The following is a 16,429-nucleotide window of genomic DNA, read 5'->3' on the forward strand; positions in this document are numbered from 1 at the left end:
GTCAGGCCTTCGGCTTCGCCTGGTTCGCGGGCATGACGGGCGCGGGGCCGATCAGCTTGAAGGCGCCGTTCTGCACCGCGTGCACGAAGGTGCCGCCGTTGGTGAGGTCGCCGCTCTCGTCGAAGGTGTAACCGCCCATGACGCCGGTGTACTTCTGCTTCCGCAGCTCCGCCCAGAGGCCCTTGCGGGCGGGGGCGCGGCCCGCCTTCGCGTTCCGGGCGAGCTGTTCGAGGGCCATGGTGACGACGTCGTACGACTCCCCCGTGTAGTACGCGGGGGCCGCGCCGAACCGCTTGCGGTACGCGGCGACGAAGCCGGCGGCCTCCTTGCGGGTGACGGCGTCGAGGACGGGGGCGCCGAAGAACCAGCCCTCCGCGTCGGCGCCCGCCTCCTTCAGGAACGCCGGCCCGAAGGCGTGCTGGCCGGCGAACCGGGGCCCGGTGAAGCCGAGTTCGTTGAGGGCGCGGGCGGCGAGCACGGCGGTCTCGCGCACACCGCAGTGGACGTAGGCGTCCATGCCGGCGTCGATCATCTCGCCGAGGACCGCCCGGTAGTTCCGTGCGGCGGCCGGGACCACCCGGAAGTGGGGCGTGAGGCCGGCCTGTCCGAAGGCGAACTGGGCGCCCCGGACGATCTGCCAGCCGTACTGGTCGTCGGTGCGGTCCTGGAGGACTCCGGGTCTGCGGATCTCCTTGAGGAGCGTGACGGCGTAGGCGAGGTGCATCCCGGCGTACGGGTGGTGCGGGATCGCCCGCAGCACGGTCGTGTTCGGTGCGCTGTCCGTGTCCTGGGCGGTGAGGAGGTTGAACCCGGCGGAGACCGTGATCAGCGGGAGGCCGGATTCCTCGAAGGCGGGGAGGACGGCCTGTCCGACACCGTCGGAGGTGGGGCCGAGGACGGCGAGGACGCCCGGGTCGGTCGTGAGCCTGCGGGCCGAGGCGAGGGCGCCGGCGCGGTCGCCGCGGTCGTCGGAGACCTTGAGTTCGAGCGTGTACGGCTTGTCCTTGCGGGCGTTGAACCGCTCGACGGCGAGGCGCGCGCCGCGCTCCTGGGCGAGGCCGATCTCCTTGTCGGGTCCAGAGAGGTCGGCGAGGACGCCGATCTTCCAGGTGGTGCGGGGCGGGGCGGGCTTCCCGTCGTTCCCCCTGCCGTCGGTGTCGCCGTCGTCCTTCAGGGCCGACCAGGCCGCGACGGATCCGCCGCCCACGGCCAGGACGGCGGCGCCGGAGGCGAGCAGCAGGAAGCCGCGTCGGCTGCGGCGCGGCGGACCGTCCGGCGCCGGGCCCGTGTGGGTGGCGTCGATCTCGGGGAGTGCGAGCATCCGGGCGGAGCGTTCGGCGATGGTACGGACGACGGGGTCGGGCAGCCAGTCGGCGCCGGTCGCCGGGGCGTCCTCGGTCAGCCGGACGCCGATCTCGGCGGCGGTGGGCCGGGCGGCCGGGTCCTTGGCGAGGCAGGCGCCGACGAGCTCGACGAGCCCCGCCGGTACGCCCGCGAGGTCGGGGGCGTCGTGGACGGTCCGGTACATGAGGGCGTCCACGGCGCCGGTGCCGAAGGGCGGGCGGCCGGTCGCCGCGTACGCGAGGAGGCAGCCGAGCGAGAAGACGTCGGCGGGCGGGCCGATGGCGTCGGCGCGGGCCTCGGCCTGCTCGGGCGCGAGGAAGCCGGGGGTGCCGACGACCATGTCGGTGGCGGTGAGGGCGGTCTCGCCGGTGGCGCGGGCGATGCCGAAGTCGATGAGGCGGGGTCCGTCGACGGCGAGGAGGACGTTGCCGGGCTTGACGTCCCGGTGCACGAGCCCGGCCGTGTGGACGGCGGCGAGGGCGCGGGCGACGGCCCAGCCGATGAGGCGGACGCTCCGCTCGGGCAGCGGGCCGTGGGCGGTGACGGCCTCGCCGAGGGAGGGGCCGGGGACGAAGGCGGTGGCCATCCACGGTTCGGGGGCGTCCGGGTCGGCGCCGATGACGGGGACGGCCCAGGGGCTGGACACCCGCCGGGCGGCCTCGACCTCGCGGCGGAACCGGGCCCGGAAGTCGGGCTGGTCGGCCTGGTCGGCGTGGGTGACCTTGACGGCGGCGAGCTCGCCGTTCTCCGTACGGCCCAGATACACGACCCCCATACCGCCGGCCCCGAGCCGCCCGAGAAGCCGGTAGCCGGCGAGGGAGGACGGATCGGAGGACAGGAGGAGGTGGAGGTCACCGGGCTGGGGGCGGGGGATCTGCTGGGGGCCCGGGGCCTGCTGGGGCTGCGGCTGGGAGGCGGGCTCGGGCGCGGGCTCCGGCTGGGAGCCGGGCTCGTGGTCCGGGCGGGGTGGGGTCGGCTCGGTCATGACTGGGCCTCCAGCTGGTCCGTCGCGCGTTCGATCATCGTGACGAGGGCCTGCACCTGGCCGGGGACGGTGCCGACCGTGGTGCCGGTCTGATCCTCGCTGTAGCCGGGTGCTCCCTTGACGACGGTGGCGACGGTGATCTGGCCGATCCGGGACTGGTACCAGCCGTAGATCTGCTCCCCCTTCATGGCGTCGTTGTGGTAGACCCCGCGCTCTCCGAGGGAGTCCGTGGCGGTGTAGTTGCCGCCGACACCGAAGGGGTTGCCGAGGGAGATGAGGCCGGTGATGCGTTCGCCGTCGCGGAGCCTCTGGTCGGGGCAGCGGAGCGCCTCCTCCAGGGTCCCGGCCATCTCCCAGTCCGCGTCGGCCTCGGTGCGGTGCACGGTGACGGTGGCGGCGACCCTGAGGTTCCCGAGGGCGCCGTCGGCGGGGATCTCGCTGTAGGCGGTGACGCTGTAGAGGACGGTGGAGGGCCGGGTGCCCGTCCCCCAGGAGCAGTTGGCGCCGAGGACGGGCCAGTAGGCGGGGTCGCTGAGGTGCGGGGTGCGCTTGACGTACTCCGGGCCCCAGGCGTCGGGCCCCGCGACGACGGCGAGCGCGATCCTCTTGGCGTCCGCCTCGTTCTTCGGCGCGCGCTTCGGGTCGGGGTCGAAGTCGAGAGCGGTCCGCGGGGCGGTCGGGGTCGGCCCGGCGGTGGTCGGCGACGCGGTCGTGGTCGGCGCGGCCGACGCGCTCGTACTCCCCTCGCCGTTCTTGCCGTCGGGTCTCTTCCCTTCGTCGCCGCCGGCGCATCCGGTCGTGATCAGCCCGCCCACCAGTACGGCGCAGCAGGCGCGCAGCAGTCTTCGGTCCCCGTACGCCACAGTTCCCCCACGGTCCCTCACGGTTTCCCCCGAACGGTGAGGAGATCGTACGACTTGGCGACCCAACTCGCCGCGTCTACAACATCATTGGGACGAAGCGGTATCCCTCTCGCGACGTGCCGTGTCGTACCGCTCGCGGGCCTGTTCGACCTCGGGGACCCTGCGGTCGGTCCAGCGGGCGAGTTCCCAGACCTGGCGGGCGGCCTCCTCGCCCAGGGCGGTGAGGCTGTAGTCGACGCGGGGCGGGATGACGGGCTTGGCGTCGCGGTGGACGAAGCCGTCGCGCTCCAGGGTCTGGAGCGTCTGCGTGAGCATCTTCTCGCTGACGCGGCCGACGTGCCGCCGGAGCTCGCTGAAGCGGTACGAGCGCTCCCTGAGGGCGATCAGGATCAGGACGCCCCAGCGGCTGGTGACGTGCTCCAGGACGAGCCGGGCCGGGCACATGGTCCCGTCGACGTCGGCGAGCAGATCCTTGGCTTTCGGTTCCTTGCTTACTCCCATACCAGTACCTTACTTCAAAGTGGGTACTTACGAAAGGTTAGCGCCCGTCGTACGGTGAGTGGACCGCCCACCGCACCCCACGGAGAAGGAACCACCATGAGCATCGTCGTCACCGGCGCCACCGGACAGCTCGGCCGTCTCGTCATCGACGCCCTCCTCACCGGCACCACCCCCTCCGGGCCCGTCCCCGCCGAGTCCGTCGTCGCCGTCGTCCGCGACAAGGCGAAGGCCGCCGACCTCGCCGAGCGCGGTGTCGAGCTGCGGATCGCCGACTACAGCCGCCCCGAGACCCTGGCGGGCGCCTTCGAGGCCGGCGACCGGGTGCTCCTGATCTCGGGCAGCGAGGTCGGGCAGCGCGTCGCCCAGCACGCCGCCGTGATCGACGCGGCCAAGGCGGCGGGCGTGGCCCAGCTCGCGTACACGGGCATCCTCGGCGGCCCGGAGGCCGACTTCGACCTCGCCGCCGAGCACAAGGAGACCGAGCGGCTGATCCTCGCCTCCGGCCTGCCGCACACCTTCCTCCGCAACGGCTGGTACACCGAGAACTACACCGCCAACCTCGCCCCCGTCCTGGCCCACGGCGCCGTCGTCGCCAACGCGGGCGAAGGCCGGGTCGCCTCCGCCTCCCGCCCCGACTACGCCGCCGCCGCGGCCGCCGTCCTGGTGGGCCCCGCCGAGGAGCACCTGGGCAAGGCGTACGAGCTGAGCGGCGACACCGCCTGGTCGCTCGCCGAGTACGCGGCCGAGGTCGCCGCGCAGACCGGCCGGGAGATCGCGTACAGCAACGTCCCCGCCGAGACCCACCTCGCGATCCTCACCGGCGCCGGGGTCCCCGAGCCCTTCGCCGCGATCCTGGTCGACGTCGACCGGGCGATCGAGCGCGGCGCGCTCGCCCGGCGGACCGGCGACCTGGCCCGCCTCATCGGCCGCCCGACCACCCCGATCGCCGTGACGATCGGGGAAGCCCTGGCCGCCTCCTGAACCGTCATGACCGTATTGCGGTACGGGCATGACAACCCGCCCGGTGCGGCGCTACCTTCGACAGAACAGCGCGGCACAGGGCGGGAGGTCCGGTGAAGACGGAGACCACGGAGAACACCGAGCGAGCAGGGTTGCTCTACGGGATCGGCGCCTACGGCATGTGGGGGCTCGTCCCGCTCTTCTGGCCCCTCCTCAAACCCGCCGGGGCGATCGAGATCCTCGCCCACCGGATGGTGTGGTCCCTGGCCTTCGTCGGCATCGCCCTGCTCGCCCTGCGCCGCTGGGGCTGGATACGCGAGCTGGTCCGCAGCCCGCGCAAGCTGGGCCTGATCACCGTCGCCGCCACCGTCATCACCGTGAACTGGGGCCTCTACATCTGGTCGGTCAACACCGGCCACGTCGTCGAGGCGTCCCTCGGCTACTTCATCAACCCGCTCGTCACCATCGCCCTCGGCGTCCTCGTCCTCCAGGAACGGCTGCGCCCCGCACAGTGGGCGGCGGTCGGCATCGGCTTCGCCGCCGTCCTCGTCCTCGCGATCGGATACGGGCGGCCGCCCTGGATCTCCCTCACCCTCGCCTTCTCCTTCGCCGCCTACGGCCTCGTGAAGAAGAAGGTCAACATCGGCGGCCTCGAATCGCTCGCCGCCGAGACCGCCGTCCAGTTCCTGCCCGCCCTCGGCTACCTCGTCTGGCTCGCCGGCCAGGGCACCCTCGCCTTCGGCGACCACGGCGCCGGCCACACGGCCCTGCTCGCCGCCACCGGCATCGTCACCGCGGTCCCGCTCGTCTGCTTCGGGGCGGCCGCGATCCGCGTGCCCCTGTCGACGCTCGGGCTCCTCCAGTACCTGGCGCCGACCTTCCAGTTCCTGCTCGGGATCCTCTACTTCCACGAGGAGATGCCGCCGGAGCGCTGGGCCGGCTTCTCCCTCGTCTGGCTGGCCCTGACCCTCCTCACCTGGGACGCCCTGCGCACGGCCCGCCGCAGCCGGGCCGCCGTCGAGGCGGCGAAGACGTCGGCGGAGGCGGGTGCGCCGGTGCCGCCGACGTCGGCGGTTTCCACCCCTTCGGCGCAGCCGGGACGCTGACCGGGGGCGGGTACGGCCGAGCCGTAGTTACGTCGGGAGTCCAGGCCCCGGACCGGACGGGGCCCTCCCGAGCGGAGTGATGGCTCCATGTCGCAGCCCCTCGCCCTCTCGGTCGACTTCGGCAAGGGATTCACGGACGCCTGGTCCGCCGTCGCCGAGTTCGTACCGAAGTTCATCGCGTTCCTCGCGATCCTGCTCGTCGGCTGGTTCGTCGCCAAGATGATCGCCAAGGTCGCCGACCGCGTGCTGCGCAAGGTCGGCTTCGAGCGGATGGCCGAACGCAGCGGCGTCGCGAACACCCTCAGGGGGTCGAAGTACGACGCCACCGGCATCATCGCCAAGATCCTCTACTACGCGGTCCTGCTGATCGCGCTCCAGCTGGCCTTCGGGGTCTTCGGCCCCAACCCGGTCAGCGTCATGATCAACGGCATCGTCGCCTGGCTGCCGAAGGCGATCGTCGCCTGTGTCATCGTCGTCGTCGCCATGGCCATCGCCCGCGCGGTGCGGGACATCGTGGAGGGCGCGCTGAGCCAGACGTCCTACGGCAAGATCCTCGCCACGGCGGCCTGGGCGTTCATCGTCGGCCTCGGTGTGATCGCCGCGCTGAGCCAGGCGGGCATCGCGACCTCGGTGACCGGGCCGGTGCTCACGGCCGTGCTCGCGATGATCGCCGGTGTGGTGATCGTCGGCGTCGGCGGCGGCCTCGTCACCCCGATGCGGGGGCGCTGGGAGCGCTGGCTGTCGGCGGCCGAGGAGGAGACCGGTCGGGCGAAGGACCAGGTCGCGGCCTACCAGCGCGGCCGCGAGGACGCCCGGAGCGGGATGCCGGCGGCGCAGGAGCGGATGGCACGAGGCGAAGGGCGCGAGGGTACGGGGCGCGGCGAGGACATGGGGAAGCCGGGCATGGGACAGCGGGACATGGGGCGGGGCGAGGGCCGGCCGGGCATGGGGCGCGGCGAGGGCCAGGAGCCTCCGATGGACCCGATGTAGTCCGCCGCCACCCGACCGACGTGGTGTGGTCCGGGGCTCACACGCCCAACAGGTCGTGCTCCCGGATCAGCCAGCAGACCGCCGTCAGGCGCAGGGTCGCGAAGTCGTGGCCGACGGGCTCGGTCCAGTCGACCTCGGAGAGCCAGTCGGTGAACCCGAGGACGTAGTCGGCGAGCTCCTCCCGCGCGACGGTCCTGCTCTCCGGTCCCCGCTGAGCGGGGATCAGCGCGTCGCACACGGCGGCCGCGTGCTGGTCGACGGCAGCCACAAGCCCCGGCTCGAAGGTGAACTCCGAGAGCCGGGGCATGTACGTGGCGACCAGGTCGATCAGCGGGCAGCCGGGCGAAAACTCCATCCCTCCACATTAGGGGCGGGCGGGGGCGTTCAGACCGTGACCTTCGTCGCAGACTCCGGGGCCGCCGGGGCCCCCTGGGCCAGGCCCTCCCGGGCCGGTCCCTCCACGGATCGGCCGGCCCTCCCGCGTACTCCCGTCGCCGTGACCACGGCTCCGAGGGCCACCATGACCAGCGGGACGACGAGCGCCGCCCGGAAGCCGTCGAGACCGCCGCCGGCCAGGCCGTACACCGCCGTCACCGCCGCGATGCCGACCGCCGAGCCGAACTGGGTGGCCGTCGTGAGCAGTCCGCTCGCGAGCCCCTGCTCCTCCTCCGCGATCCCGTCCGTACCGGCGATGGTGAGCGGTCCGTACGCCAGGGCGAAGGCGAGCCCGGTCAGGAACAGCGTCGGGAACATGGCCGCGTACGACCAGTCCGGGCCGACCGGCAGGAACAGCGCGTACGAGACGACGGCGAGGACGAAGCCGCCGAGGATCACCTTGGCGTTGCCGTACCGGGCCACGAGCCGCGGGGTCAGGGTCGGTGCGAGGACCGCGTCGACACCCAAGACGAGCAGGGCGAGCGCCGTCTGGAGGGACGACCAGCCGCGCAGCTCCTGGAGGTAGAGCGTGGCCATGAACTGGAAGCCGAAGAAGGAGCCGACGAAGAGCAGGGCGCCGAGGTCGGCGCGGACGAGCGAGGCCTTGCGGAGGATGCCGAGGCGGACGAGCGGGGTGGATGCCCGGCGTTCGACGGCGACGAAGACGCCGGCGAGGAGGAGTCCGGCGGCGAGCGCGGCGACCGTGACCTGCCATCCGGCGAAGCCGTGCTCCAGGCGCACGATGCCGTACGCGAGGAGGAGCATCGCCCCGGCGGCGGTGAGCGACCCGCCCAGGTCGAAGCCGCCCTTGACGCGGACCGGGCGCGGCTCCTTCGGGATCAGCGCGATCGCGGCGACCAGGATCGCGGCGGCGAGCAGGACCGGTGCGAAGAAGACCCAGCGCCAGCCGAGCTGGGTGAGCAGCCCGCCGATGACGAGGCCGAGCGAGAAACCGCCGGCGGCGGTGCCCGCGAAGACCAGGAGGGCCTTGTTGCGCTGGGGGCCCTCCTCGTAGGACGTGGTGATGATCGACAGCGCGGCCGGGGTCATGAAGGCGGCGGCGACGCCCGTCACGAAGCGGGCCAGGATGAGGGTCCAGCCGTCGTCGGCGAAGCCGCCGAGGCCGGAGAAGACCAGGAAGACGGTGAGCCAGCCGAGGAGCATCCGGCGCCGGCCGAGGAGGTCGGCGGCGCGGCCGCCGAGGAGGGTGAAGCCGGCGTAGCCGAGGACGTACGCGGACATGACCCAGGCGGCGGTGCCGGTGCCGAGGCCGAGGTCGGCGCGGAGGGTGGGGACGGCGACGGCGAGCATGGCGACGTCGATGCCTTCGAGGAAGATCGTCCCGGAGAGGACGAGGAGCAGACTCCAGGCGCGTAGGGACACAACTGTCTCCAGGGCAGGGTGGGTTGGGGTGGCCGGTTACCGATCCGGTTACCGTCCCGGGGGTCGGTTCCCTCTTGTAACCACCTGCATCCTGCGGGAGGATCGGGAGCCATGGAAGAAGGCACTTTGAAGGAACCGAGTCACTGCGCGGGAACCTATGGGGACGAGGGCGACCCCGACCCCTTCCAGTGGGACACGCGGGAGGACTGCGAGGTACGCCAGATCCTCGACCGGGTCGCCGACAAGTGGTCCCTCCTCGTCATCGCGCTCCTGGACCGCCGGGTCCTGCGCTTCACGGAGCTCAAGCGCGAGATCGACGGCGTCAGCCAGCGCATGCTGACCGTGACCCTGCGTCAGCTGGAGCGCGACGGCCTGGTGAAACGCACGGTCCATCCGACGATCCCGCCGCGCGTCGAGTACGAACTGACGCCCCTGGGCGGCACGTTGCACACGACGATCCGCTCGCTCGTCACCTGGACCGAGCAGCACCAGAACGAGATCGCGGCGGCCCGGGAGGCGTACGACGCGAAGGAGGCGGTGGTGGTGTAGCCGCCCTTTGACCGGTGGCCCTTTAACCGGTGGTTCTTTAACCGGTGGTTCTTTCCCGGGACTTCGCCCACGCTGGCCCCATGGAAGAACCGAAGTACCGGATCCGTGCGCTCCACACCGCGCGCACGGTCACCGTCTACCAGGCGTACCGGCCCGAGATCGGCCTGCCCGCGGCCCGCGAGGGTCGATTTCCGGCCGCCTGGAAGCGGGACCGGATGACGTGGATCAAGCCGTCGTTCCTGTGGATGATGTACCGCTGCGGCTGGGGAACGAAGGAGGGCCAGGAGACCGTCCTCGCCGTGGAGATCACCCGCGAGGGCTTCGAGTGGGCCCTGCGGAACGCCTGCCTCTCCCACTACGTCCGCGGCGTCCACGCCGACCGGGCGGCGTGGAAACGGCAGTTGAGGCAGGCACCGGCGCGTGTGCAGTGGGACCCGGAGCGGGATCCGGCGCTCCGCCCCCTCCCGTACCGCTCGCTCCAGCTCGGGCTCTCGGGCGAGGCGGCGAGGCAGTACGCGGACGAGTGGACGGTGTCCGTCAGCGACGTGACCCCGCTCGCGCACCGCGTACGCGACCTCGTCCGGACCGACGGGCCCGAGGCGGCCCGCCGGCTGCTGCCCCGCGAGGATCCGTACCCGGAGACCGCCGGGCTACTGGACCACCTGCGCGCTCAGGACGCGGAGCCGGCGGGGGCCTGAGGCGGGGTCCGGGTCTGGGCCGAGGTCTGGGCCGGGTCCTGCGGCGGGCGCCGCATGGCCCACAGCGTCGGGCCGCCGCCCGGCAGGGACGCCTCGCCGAGGACGACGAAGCCGAAGTGCTCGTACACGGGGAGGTTGGACGGCTTGGAGGACTCCAGGTAGACCGGGAGGCCCGCCGCGTCGGCCTGGGCGAGGCCCGAGCGCAGCAGCGCGGACCCGTGGCCCTGGCCGCGGGCGGCAGGGTCGGCGCCGACGACCGCCAGGTACCAGTGGGGCTCCGGCGGCGTGTGCGCGGCCGCCGCCTCGACGGCCTCGCGGAAGAGACCGGCGCGGTCGCCGAGGATGTCGGCGAGCTCCTGGACGGTCCCGGCGTCGGGCACGGCCTTCTCCTGCCCCTCGGGCGCCACCCAGAAGGAAGCGGCCGCGTCGGTGCGCTCGCACACGCCGTGGAGGCCGTACTGCCGGGTGAAGAGGGTCGTGAAGTAGCGGCCGAGACCGGCCTCGCGCGTGGCCTCTTCGGGGAAGAACCAGCGCATCATCGGGTCGTCGCCGAAGGCTCGTGCCAGGGTGCGGCCGACCATCGGGGCGTCGTCGAGCGTTGCCGTTATCGGTGTGTTCGAGGTAGGCATACGGGTCATTCTGCACCCGGGATGATCATGTTGCTCGGCGGCGTCCTCGTACGTCGTCAGCACACTCATCGCGATGTGGGCGCTGACGCCGGTGCCGCCGGGGCGGGGGCGCGACGGCGGCTGACGGTCCGACGGGGGACGGTCCGACCGGGGACGGGGGACGGGGGACGGGAGAGCGGGCGGGCGACGGTGGGCGTGGGGGCTCTGGGGGTGGGCGTGCCTGATGGGCCTCTGGTGCGGCCGCCCTCTTTCCGAGAGTCGCACCTTCCGCCACCCACACCACCCCAAGTCCGACCGACCACGTCCGCTAAGCGAACACTCCCGACCGGTTTTCGCTCTTGACGTGGGGTCAAATTCTCGCTGAACATTCAGCACGCACAACAGAACGCCAGAACAACTGAACACCGCACAAGCACTCGCACAGCTCCAGCGCCTCGTGGCACCCAAGCCCGAGGCGTCTCGCACGTTCCGTCCCATCCCCGTTCGGAATCCGGAGCCCCCACAGATGAACATCTCCGTGCCCAGACGCTTCACCGCGGTCGCCGCCCTCGCGGCGCTCGCCCTCGGCGGACTCGCCGGCACCAGCGCCTCGGCCAACCCGGCCGATGCCGCCGCCTCCGCTGCTGTCGCCGCCCCCGACATCCCGCTCGCCAACGTCAAGCAGCACTTGACGGACTTCCAGTCGATCGCCACCGCCAACGGCGGCAACCGTGCCCACGGCCGTACCGGCTACAAGGCGTCCATCGACTTCGTGAAGGCCAAGCTCGACGCCGCCGGCTACACCACCACCCTCCAGACCTTCACCACCAGCGGCGCCACCGGCTACAACCTGATAGCCGACTGGCCCGGCGGCGACCCCAACCAGGTCCTCATGGCCGGCGCGCACCTCGACTCGGTCTCCTCCGGCGCCGGCATCAACGACAACGGTTCCGGCTCCGCCGCGGTCCTGGAGACCGCCCTCGCCGTGGCCCGCTCCGGCTACCAGCCCTCCAAGCACCTGCGCTTCGGCTGGTGGGGCGCGGAGGAACTCGGCCTCGTCGGCTCGAAGTACTACGTGAGCCAGCTGCCCACGGCCGAGCGCGCCAAGCTCTCCGGCTACCTGAACTTCGACATGATCGGCTCGCCCAACCCGGGTTACTTCGTCTACGACGACGACCCGGCGATCGAGACGACCTTCAAGAACTACTTCGCGGGCCTCGGCGTGCCCACCGAGATCGAGACCGAGGGCGACGGCCGCTCGGACCACGCCTCGTTCAAGAACGTCGGCATACCCGTCGGCGGTCTCTTCACGGGCGCCAGCCGCGTCAAGACCAGCGCCCAGGTGTCGAAGTGGGGCGGTACGGCCACGGCCTTCGACCGCTGCTACCACTCGTCCTGCGACACGACGGCGAACATCAACGACACCGCCCTCGACCGCAACAGCGACGCGGTCGCGCACGCGGTCTGGGCGCTGTCCGGCACCTCCACCCCGCCGCCCACCGGCACGGTCTTCGAGAACACCGCCGACGTGTCCATCCCGGACAACGGCGCCGCGGTGACCTCGACGGTCAACGTCACCGGCATCGCGGGGAACGCGCCCTCCACCCTCAAGGTGGACGTGGACATCGTCCACACCTACCGGGGTGATCTGATCGTCGACCTCGTCGCCCCCGACGGCTCGGTCTACAGTCTGAGCAACCGGTCCGGCGGCAGCGCCGACAACATCAAGGCCACCTACACCGTGAACGCCTCCTCCGAGGTCGCCAACGGTGCCTGGAAGCTCCGCGCCCAGGACAGGGCCTCGGCCGACACCGGCTACATCAGCGGCTTCAAGCTGACGTTCCCGTAACCGCCCGAAAAGCTCCCGGGTGGGTCGGTGACCATCGCCCCCGACCCGCCCGGGGTCCCAACCCGACTGCTACTTACCGGCGTTCGCCGCGTCCACGAGCGCGTCCTTCGTGACCGCGCCGACGTAGACCTTGCCGTCGTCGGTGAGGAGCGCGTTCACCAGCTTCGTCTTGAAGACGGTGCCCGAGCCGAACTTCCCGGTGACCTTGTCGCCGAGGGAGTCCAGGAGCCCCTGGAACTCCTTCGGCGCCTCTTCGGTCTTCGGCGCCGGAGCGCCGGTGTCGAGCTTCGCGATCGTCGTCCAGCCCTCGCCGATGACGTTCATGCCCTCGCCGAAGTCGCCGAAGCTCTTCTCCAGGTCGCCGAGGCCCTTCTCGAACTCCTCGGGGAGCTTCTCCTCGCCCGCGGCCTTCTCCGCGCCGCCCTCGGTCACCTTCGCGCCCGCCGGGGCCTTGAAGGTGAACTCGGAGGCGGCCGGCTTGCCGAAGTCGACCTTCGTGAAGCCGGCGTCGACGACGGGCTTGCCGCCCTCCACCGACGCGAGGGTGAACTTCAGCGGGGTGCCGCTCGCCGCGTCCACGGCGATCTTCACCGACGCGACCGTCGAACCGGCCTGCTTCGGCTTGATCACCAGCTGGTACGCGTCCCGGCCGGCCACCTTGGCCGTACCGTCGACGGTGATCGACGTGGTGTCGCCTGCCGCCTTCAGGACCTCGTCCGCGAGCTCCTTGGGCGTGGTGGGGACGTCCTTACCCTTCGGGACGTCCTTCTCCTCCGGGGTGCCGGCGCCCTCGGGGGCCTTCTCGTGGAAGACCTCGTTCGACTTGCTGTCGTACGCCCAGACGTCGTCGCCGTTGTGGATCAGGCTGTACTCGTCGGAGCCGTCGAGCAGGGTCAGCTTCTGGCGCTCGGGGCCGTCCGCCGCCACGCGCAGGGTGTGGGTGCCCGAGACGAGCTCGGTGAGCTTCGCCGACGGGTCGGCCGAAGAGCCGCCGCCTTCACCGCCGCCGAGGCCCGACATCAGGTTGCCGAAGGCCGGAAGGCCCAGGTCGGTGGAGATCTTGAACGTGCCGGACAGGGTCTGGGTGTCCGATGCGGCGATCTTCTCGATGAGCTGCTGGGCCGTGATGTCCGGCAGGTCGGGGTCGCCGGACGCCGCCAGCGCCGGGACGAGTCCGATGGTGGCCGCGGCCACTCCTGCCACCGCGACCGGGACGATGAACCGGCTCGCCTTACGGGTCTCTGCCATGGTCTCCGCTACCTCCGTGCCCTCCGCGGGCCCTCCGTGGACGATGACTCCATCTCACCAAGGCGGCGGCCCGGAAGCGTCAGCCCCCGGGATCAACCTCACGTACTGCTTCGGGATGACCCGACCCTGAGACCGGCTAACCCGCGCGGTGGACGGGATCGGCCCCCGCCCGGCGGAAAGGGCCTCAGCCCGCGCGGTGCACCACCGCGTCGCACATCTCGGCCAGGGCCGCCTTCGCGTACCCGTCGGGCAGCGGCGCGAGGAGGGCGCGGGCCTCCTCCGCGTACCGCACGGTGTCCCGGCGGGCCTGCTCGAGGGCGGGGTGGGCGCGCAGCCCGCGCAGGGCCTCGGCGTGCCGCTCGTCGTCGCTCAGGTCGCTGTCGACGAGGGCGACGAGCTCCAGGTCCTCCGGGCGCCCGTGGGCGGCCGCGGCGGCCCGCAGGTGGAGGACGGGCAGGGTCGGGACGCCCTCGCGGAGGTCGGTGCCGGGGGTCTTGCCGGACTCGTGGGAGTCGGAGGCGATGTCGAGGACGTCGTCGGCGAGCTGGAAGGCGACGCCGAGCCGCTCGCCGTACTGGGTGAGGGTGTCGACGACGCTCTCGTCGGCGCCGGCCATCATGGCGCCGAAGCGGCAGGAGACGGCGACGAGCGAGCCGGTCTTACCACCGAGGACGTCGAGGTAGTGGGCGACGGGGTCGCGGCCGTCACCGGGTCCCGCGGTCTCCAGGATCTGGCCGGTCACGAGCCGTTCGAACGCCTCGGCCTGGATGCGAACGGCCTCGGGGCCGAGGTCCGCGAGCGTGTGCGAGGCGCGGGCGAAGAGGAAGTCACCCGTGAGGACGGCGATCGAGTTGTTCCAGCGGGTGTTGGCGCTGGGGACCCCGCGCCGCACGTCGGCCGCGTCCATGACGTCGTCGTGGTACAGCGTCGCCAGGTGGGTGAGCTCGACGACGACGGCGGAGGGCACGACGCCCGGCGCGTAGGGGTCGCCGAACTGGGCGGCGAGCATCACGAGCAGGGGGCGGAACCGCTTGCCACCGGCCAGGACGAGGTGCTGCGCGGCCTCCGTGATGAAGGGGACATCGCTCTTGGTGGCGTCCAGGAGGCCCGCCTCCACAGCCGCCAACCCGGTCTGCACATCGGCCTCAAGAGCCTGGTCCCGCACGCTAAGACCGAACGGCCCGACGACGGTCACGAGGGGGTCTCCTGTCTGCTGACGCCTGCTGACGATCACACGGATTGTTCACATGGACTGTTGAGGATCACACGGATTGTCGATGTGTCGCTGGATTCACTCAAGCCAGCGTATCCGGTCACCTTTCGATCACCGTGGGCGCCTTCCCGTCACCCCCGGTATGTTCGTGATCAGCTCATACGACCAGGAGTAGGCGCTTTGTCCCGAACAGCGATCGACAGCGACACGAACGGCGAGCAGCCACCGCCGGAGGACGACCACGCGTTCGTCGGCCACCCCCGGGGCCTGCTCACCCTCTCGGGCCTGGAGGTCTGGGAACGCTTCTCGTTCCTCGGCATGCAGGCGATCCTCGTCCTCTACTTCGCGGCCGCGGTCTCCGACGGCGGCCTCGGCATGGCCGCGGGCACCGCCGCCTCCGTCTCCGCCGCGTACGGGACGCTCGTGTACCTGGTGTCGGTGGCCGGCGGCTGGCTCGCGGACCGCATCCTCGGCTCGTACCGGGCGGTCCTCTGGGGCGGCATCCTGATCGCCTGCGGCCACTACGCCATGGCGGTCCCGACCGCCGCGATGACCTGGGTGGGCCTCGGCCTGATCAGCGCGGGCACCGGACTGCTCAAGCCGAACGTGGCGACCATGGTCGGCAAGCTGTACCGCACGGACGACGACCGCCGCGACGCCGGTTTCGCGCTCTACTACATGGCGATCAACATCGGCGCCTTCGCCGGTCCCCTGATCACCGGCTGGCTCGCCGACCACCAGGGCTACCACTGGGGCTTCTCGGCCGCCGCGCTCGGCATGACCCTCGGCCTGATCCAGTACGTCGCCGGCCGGCGTCACCTGGCCGGGCGCAAGCACTCGGCCGAATTCGCGCTCGCCCCCGACGCCATGCGCGGGGCGGTCAGACTGATCGTCCTGGGCGTGGTCGTCGTGGCGGCCCTCGGCGGGCTCCTCGCCGCGGTCGGCTGGCTGACCATGGACCGCTTCGTCGACCTGCTGACGATCGTCTCGGTGATCGCCCCGGTCGTCTACTTCTGGGTGATGTTCAAGAGCCCCCGGGTCACCGCGGAGGAGCGCGGGCGGCTGAAACCGTACATCGTGCTGTTCCTCGCCTCGGTCGTCTTCAACTTCATCCTCTTCCAGGCGTACTCGACGATGATCCTGCTCGCCTCCACCAACGCCCGGACGACCATCCTCGGCTTCGACTTCCCCGCCAGCTGGTACGCCTCCGCCCTCGGCGCCTTCGAGGTGGCCCTGGCGCCCGTCGTGGCCGCCGTCTGGGCCCGGATGGGGCACAAGCAGCCGCACGCCTCCAACAAGATCGCGTTCGGGGTGATCCTGGGCGGCCTCTCCTTCCTCCTGATGGTCCTGCCGACCTCCGGGCACGCCGACGACACGTACCGGATGGCCGCCTGGTGGATCGTCGGCTCGTACCTGCTGCTCGGCCTCGGTGACGTCCTCTTGGAGACCTCCGGGATGTCCGCCACCAGCAAGCTCGCCCCGAAGGCCTTCTCCAGCCAGACGATGTCGCTCTGGTTCCTCTCCCTCGCGCTCGCCAACGGCATCCAGGCCCAGACCGTGAAGTTCTACGACGACGTGTCCAAGCCCGTCTACTTCGGCGTGAACGGCGCCGTCGCCGTCGCCGTCGGCCTCGGCGTGATCGCCCTCGCGCCCTGGCTGCGCCGCACCATGCACCCCGTCCACTGAGGAAGCCATGA

The 16,429-nt window shown here is 71.7% G+C and carries 15 protein-coding genes; 7 read left to right on the forward strand and 8 right to left on the reverse strand.

The genetic code is table 11. The features are described 5' to 3' along the window. Nucleotide 1 precedes the first annotated feature (1 nt). The 3 genes from ACIRB7_RS02965 to ACIRB7_RS02975 all read right to left on the reverse strand — a co-directional run bounded on the left by ACIRB7_RS02965 (nt 2) and on the right by ACIRB7_RS02975 (nt 3,693). A complete protein-coding gene (locus ACIRB7_RS02965; RefSeq protein ID WP_403591391.1) occupies nt 2-2,329 on the reverse strand; it encodes a bifunctional serine/threonine-protein kinase/ABC transporter substrate-binding protein in 2,328 nt (775 codons plus the stop codon). After that, nucleotides 2,326-3,192 (reverse strand): hypothetical protein, encoded by an 867-nt coding sequence (locus ACIRB7_RS02970; RefSeq protein WP_403591394.1) that lies wholly within the window; start codon nt 3,190-3,192, stop codon nt 2,326-2,328. The genes ACIRB7_RS02965 and ACIRB7_RS02970 overlap by 4 nt, the downstream gene beginning before the upstream one ends. Before the next feature lie 84 nt (nt 3,193-3,276). Next, on the reverse strand, nt 3,277-3,693 hold the full coding sequence (locus ACIRB7_RS02975; protein ID WP_403591396.1) for a winged helix-turn-helix transcriptional regulator: 417 nt from the start codon (nt 3,691-3,693) through the stop codon (nt 3,277-3,279). A 96-nt stretch (nt 3,694-3,789) separates the two neighbouring features. Here ACIRB7_RS02975 and ACIRB7_RS02980 point away from each other — a divergent pair, with 96 nt between their 5' ends. The 3 genes from ACIRB7_RS02980 (at nt 3,790) to ACIRB7_RS02990 (ending at nt 6,749) form a co-directional block, all read left to right on the forward strand. Further along, entirely contained in the window at nt 3,790-4,674 is an 885-nt protein-coding gene (locus tag ACIRB7_RS02980; protein ID WP_403591399.1) for an SDR family oxidoreductase, read from the forward strand. Nucleotides 4,675-4,832: 158 nt separating this feature from the next. Further along, on the forward strand, nt 4,833-5,759 hold the full coding sequence (gene rarD / locus ACIRB7_RS02985; protein WP_403592465.1) for an EamA family transporter RarD: 927 nt from the start codon (nt 4,833-4,835) through the stop codon (nt 5,757-5,759). Between the two features lie 87 nt (nt 5,760-5,846). Continuing rightward, the gene (locus ACIRB7_RS02990; RefSeq protein WP_403591402.1) at nt 5,847-6,749 is read left to right on the forward strand and encodes a hypothetical protein; all 903 of its coding nucleotides are present in this window, start codon (nt 5,847-5,849) and stop codon (nt 6,747-6,749) included. A 37-nt stretch (nt 6,750-6,786) separates the two neighbouring features. On the opposite strand, the gene ACIRB7_RS02995 is transcribed toward ACIRB7_RS02990, so the two are convergent. After that, a complete protein-coding gene (locus tag ACIRB7_RS02995) occupies nt 6,787-7,104 on the reverse strand; it encodes a DUF6401 family natural product biosynthesis protein (protein ID WP_403591405.1) in 318 nt (105 codons plus the stop codon). 29 nt (nt 7,105-7,133) lie between these two features. Beyond that, nucleotides 7,134-8,567, reverse strand: a complete 1,434-nt coding sequence (locus ACIRB7_RS03000; protein WP_403591408.1) for an MFS transporter — start codon at nt 8,565-8,567, stop codon at nt 7,134-7,136. Between the two features lie 111 nt (nt 8,568-8,678). Between ACIRB7_RS03000 and ACIRB7_RS03005 the strand changes: the two genes are divergently transcribed. After that, entirely contained in the window at nt 8,679-9,116 is a 438-nt protein-coding gene (locus ACIRB7_RS03005) for a winged helix-turn-helix transcriptional regulator (RefSeq protein WP_403591411.1), read from the forward strand. Nucleotides 9,117-9,196: 80 nt separating this feature from the next. Beyond that, nucleotides 9,197-9,814: a DUF4291 domain-containing protein gene (locus ACIRB7_RS03010; RefSeq protein ID WP_403591413.1), complete on the forward strand. Its 618-nt coding sequence runs from the start codon at nt 9,197-9,199 to the stop codon at nt 9,812-9,814. Here ACIRB7_RS03010 and ACIRB7_RS03015 read toward each other — a convergent pair. Further along, nucleotides 9,787-10,452 (reverse strand): GNAT family N-acetyltransferase, encoded by a 666-nt coding sequence (locus ACIRB7_RS03015; RefSeq protein ID WP_403591415.1) that lies wholly within the window; start codon nt 10,450-10,452, stop codon nt 9,787-9,789. The genes ACIRB7_RS03010 and ACIRB7_RS03015 overlap by 28 nt on opposite strands. 496 nt (nt 10,453-10,948) lie before the next feature. On the opposite strand from ACIRB7_RS03015, the gene ACIRB7_RS03020 reads away from it, so the two are divergent. After that, complete coding sequence (locus tag ACIRB7_RS03020; RefSeq protein ID WP_403591416.1) at nt 10,949-12,271, forward strand: M28 family peptidase; 1,323 nt, start codon at nt 10,949-10,951, stop codon at nt 12,269-12,271. A 69-nt stretch (nt 12,272-12,340) separates the two neighbouring features. Here the strand turns inward: ACIRB7_RS03020 and ACIRB7_RS03025 are convergent, their stop codons facing one another. Beyond that, complete coding sequence (locus ACIRB7_RS03025; RefSeq protein ID WP_403591418.1) at nt 12,341-13,519, reverse strand: outer membrane lipoprotein carrier protein LolA; 1,179 nt, start codon at nt 13,517-13,519, stop codon at nt 12,341-12,343. Nucleotides 13,520-13,703: 184 nt separating this feature from the next. Next, complete coding sequence (locus tag ACIRB7_RS03030) at nt 13,704-14,714, reverse strand: polyprenyl synthetase family protein (protein ID WP_403591420.1); 1,011 nt, start codon at nt 14,712-14,714, stop codon at nt 13,704-13,706. A gap of 198 nt (nt 14,715-14,912) precedes the next feature. On the opposite strand from ACIRB7_RS03030, the gene ACIRB7_RS03035 reads away from it, so the two are divergent. Beyond that, nucleotides 14,913-16,418: a peptide MFS transporter gene (locus tag ACIRB7_RS03035; protein ID WP_403591422.1), complete on the forward strand. Its 1,506-nt coding sequence runs from the start codon at nt 14,913-14,915 to the stop codon at nt 16,416-16,418. The last annotated feature ends 11 nt before the right edge of the window (nt 16,419-16,429 follow it).

The organism is Streptomyces sp. NPDC093795, assembly GCF_044764665.1.
Taxonomy (GTDB): Bacteria; Actinomycetota; Actinomycetes; order Streptomycetales; family Streptomycetaceae; genus Streptomyces.

Coding starts and splice junctions, on each gene's coding strand:
- ACIRB7_RS02965 (WP_403591391.1), bottom strand. CDS start 2,329: ATGACCGAGCCGACCCCACCCCGCCCGGACCACGAGCCCGGCTCCCAG.
- ACIRB7_RS02975 (WP_403591396.1), bottom strand. CDS start 3,693: ATGGGAGTAAGCAAGGAACCGAAAGCCAAGGATCTGCTCGCCGACGTC.
- ACIRB7_RS02980 (WP_403591399.1), top strand. CDS start 3,790: ATGAGCATCGTCGTCACCGGCGCCACCGGACAGCTCGGCCGTCTCGTC.
- rarD (WP_403592465.1), top strand. CDS start 4,833: ATGTGGGGGCTCGTCCCGCTCTTCTGGCCCCTCCTCAAACCCGCCGGG.
- ACIRB7_RS02990 (WP_403591402.1), top strand. CDS start 5,847: ATGTCGCAGCCCCTCGCCCTCTCGGTCGACTTCGGCAAGGGATTCACG.
- ACIRB7_RS02995 (WP_403591405.1), bottom strand. CDS start 7,104: ATGGAGTTTTCGCCCGGCTGCCCGCTGATCGACCTGGTCGCCACGTAC.
- ACIRB7_RS03005 (WP_403591411.1), top strand. CDS start 8,679: ATGGAAGAAGGCACTTTGAAGGAACCGAGTCACTGCGCGGGAACCTAT.
- ACIRB7_RS03010 (WP_403591413.1), top strand. CDS start 9,197: ATGGAAGAACCGAAGTACCGGATCCGTGCGCTCCACACCGCGCGCACG.
- ACIRB7_RS03015 (WP_403591415.1), bottom strand. CDS start 10,452: ATGACCCGTATGCCTACCTCGAACACACCGATAACGGCAACGCTCGAC.
- ACIRB7_RS03020 (WP_403591416.1), top strand. CDS start 10,949: ATGAACATCTCCGTGCCCAGACGCTTCACCGCGGTCGCCGCCCTCGCG.
- ACIRB7_RS03025 (WP_403591418.1), bottom strand. CDS start 13,519: ATGGCAGAGACCCGTAAGGCGAGCCGGTTCATCGTCCCGGTCGCGGTG.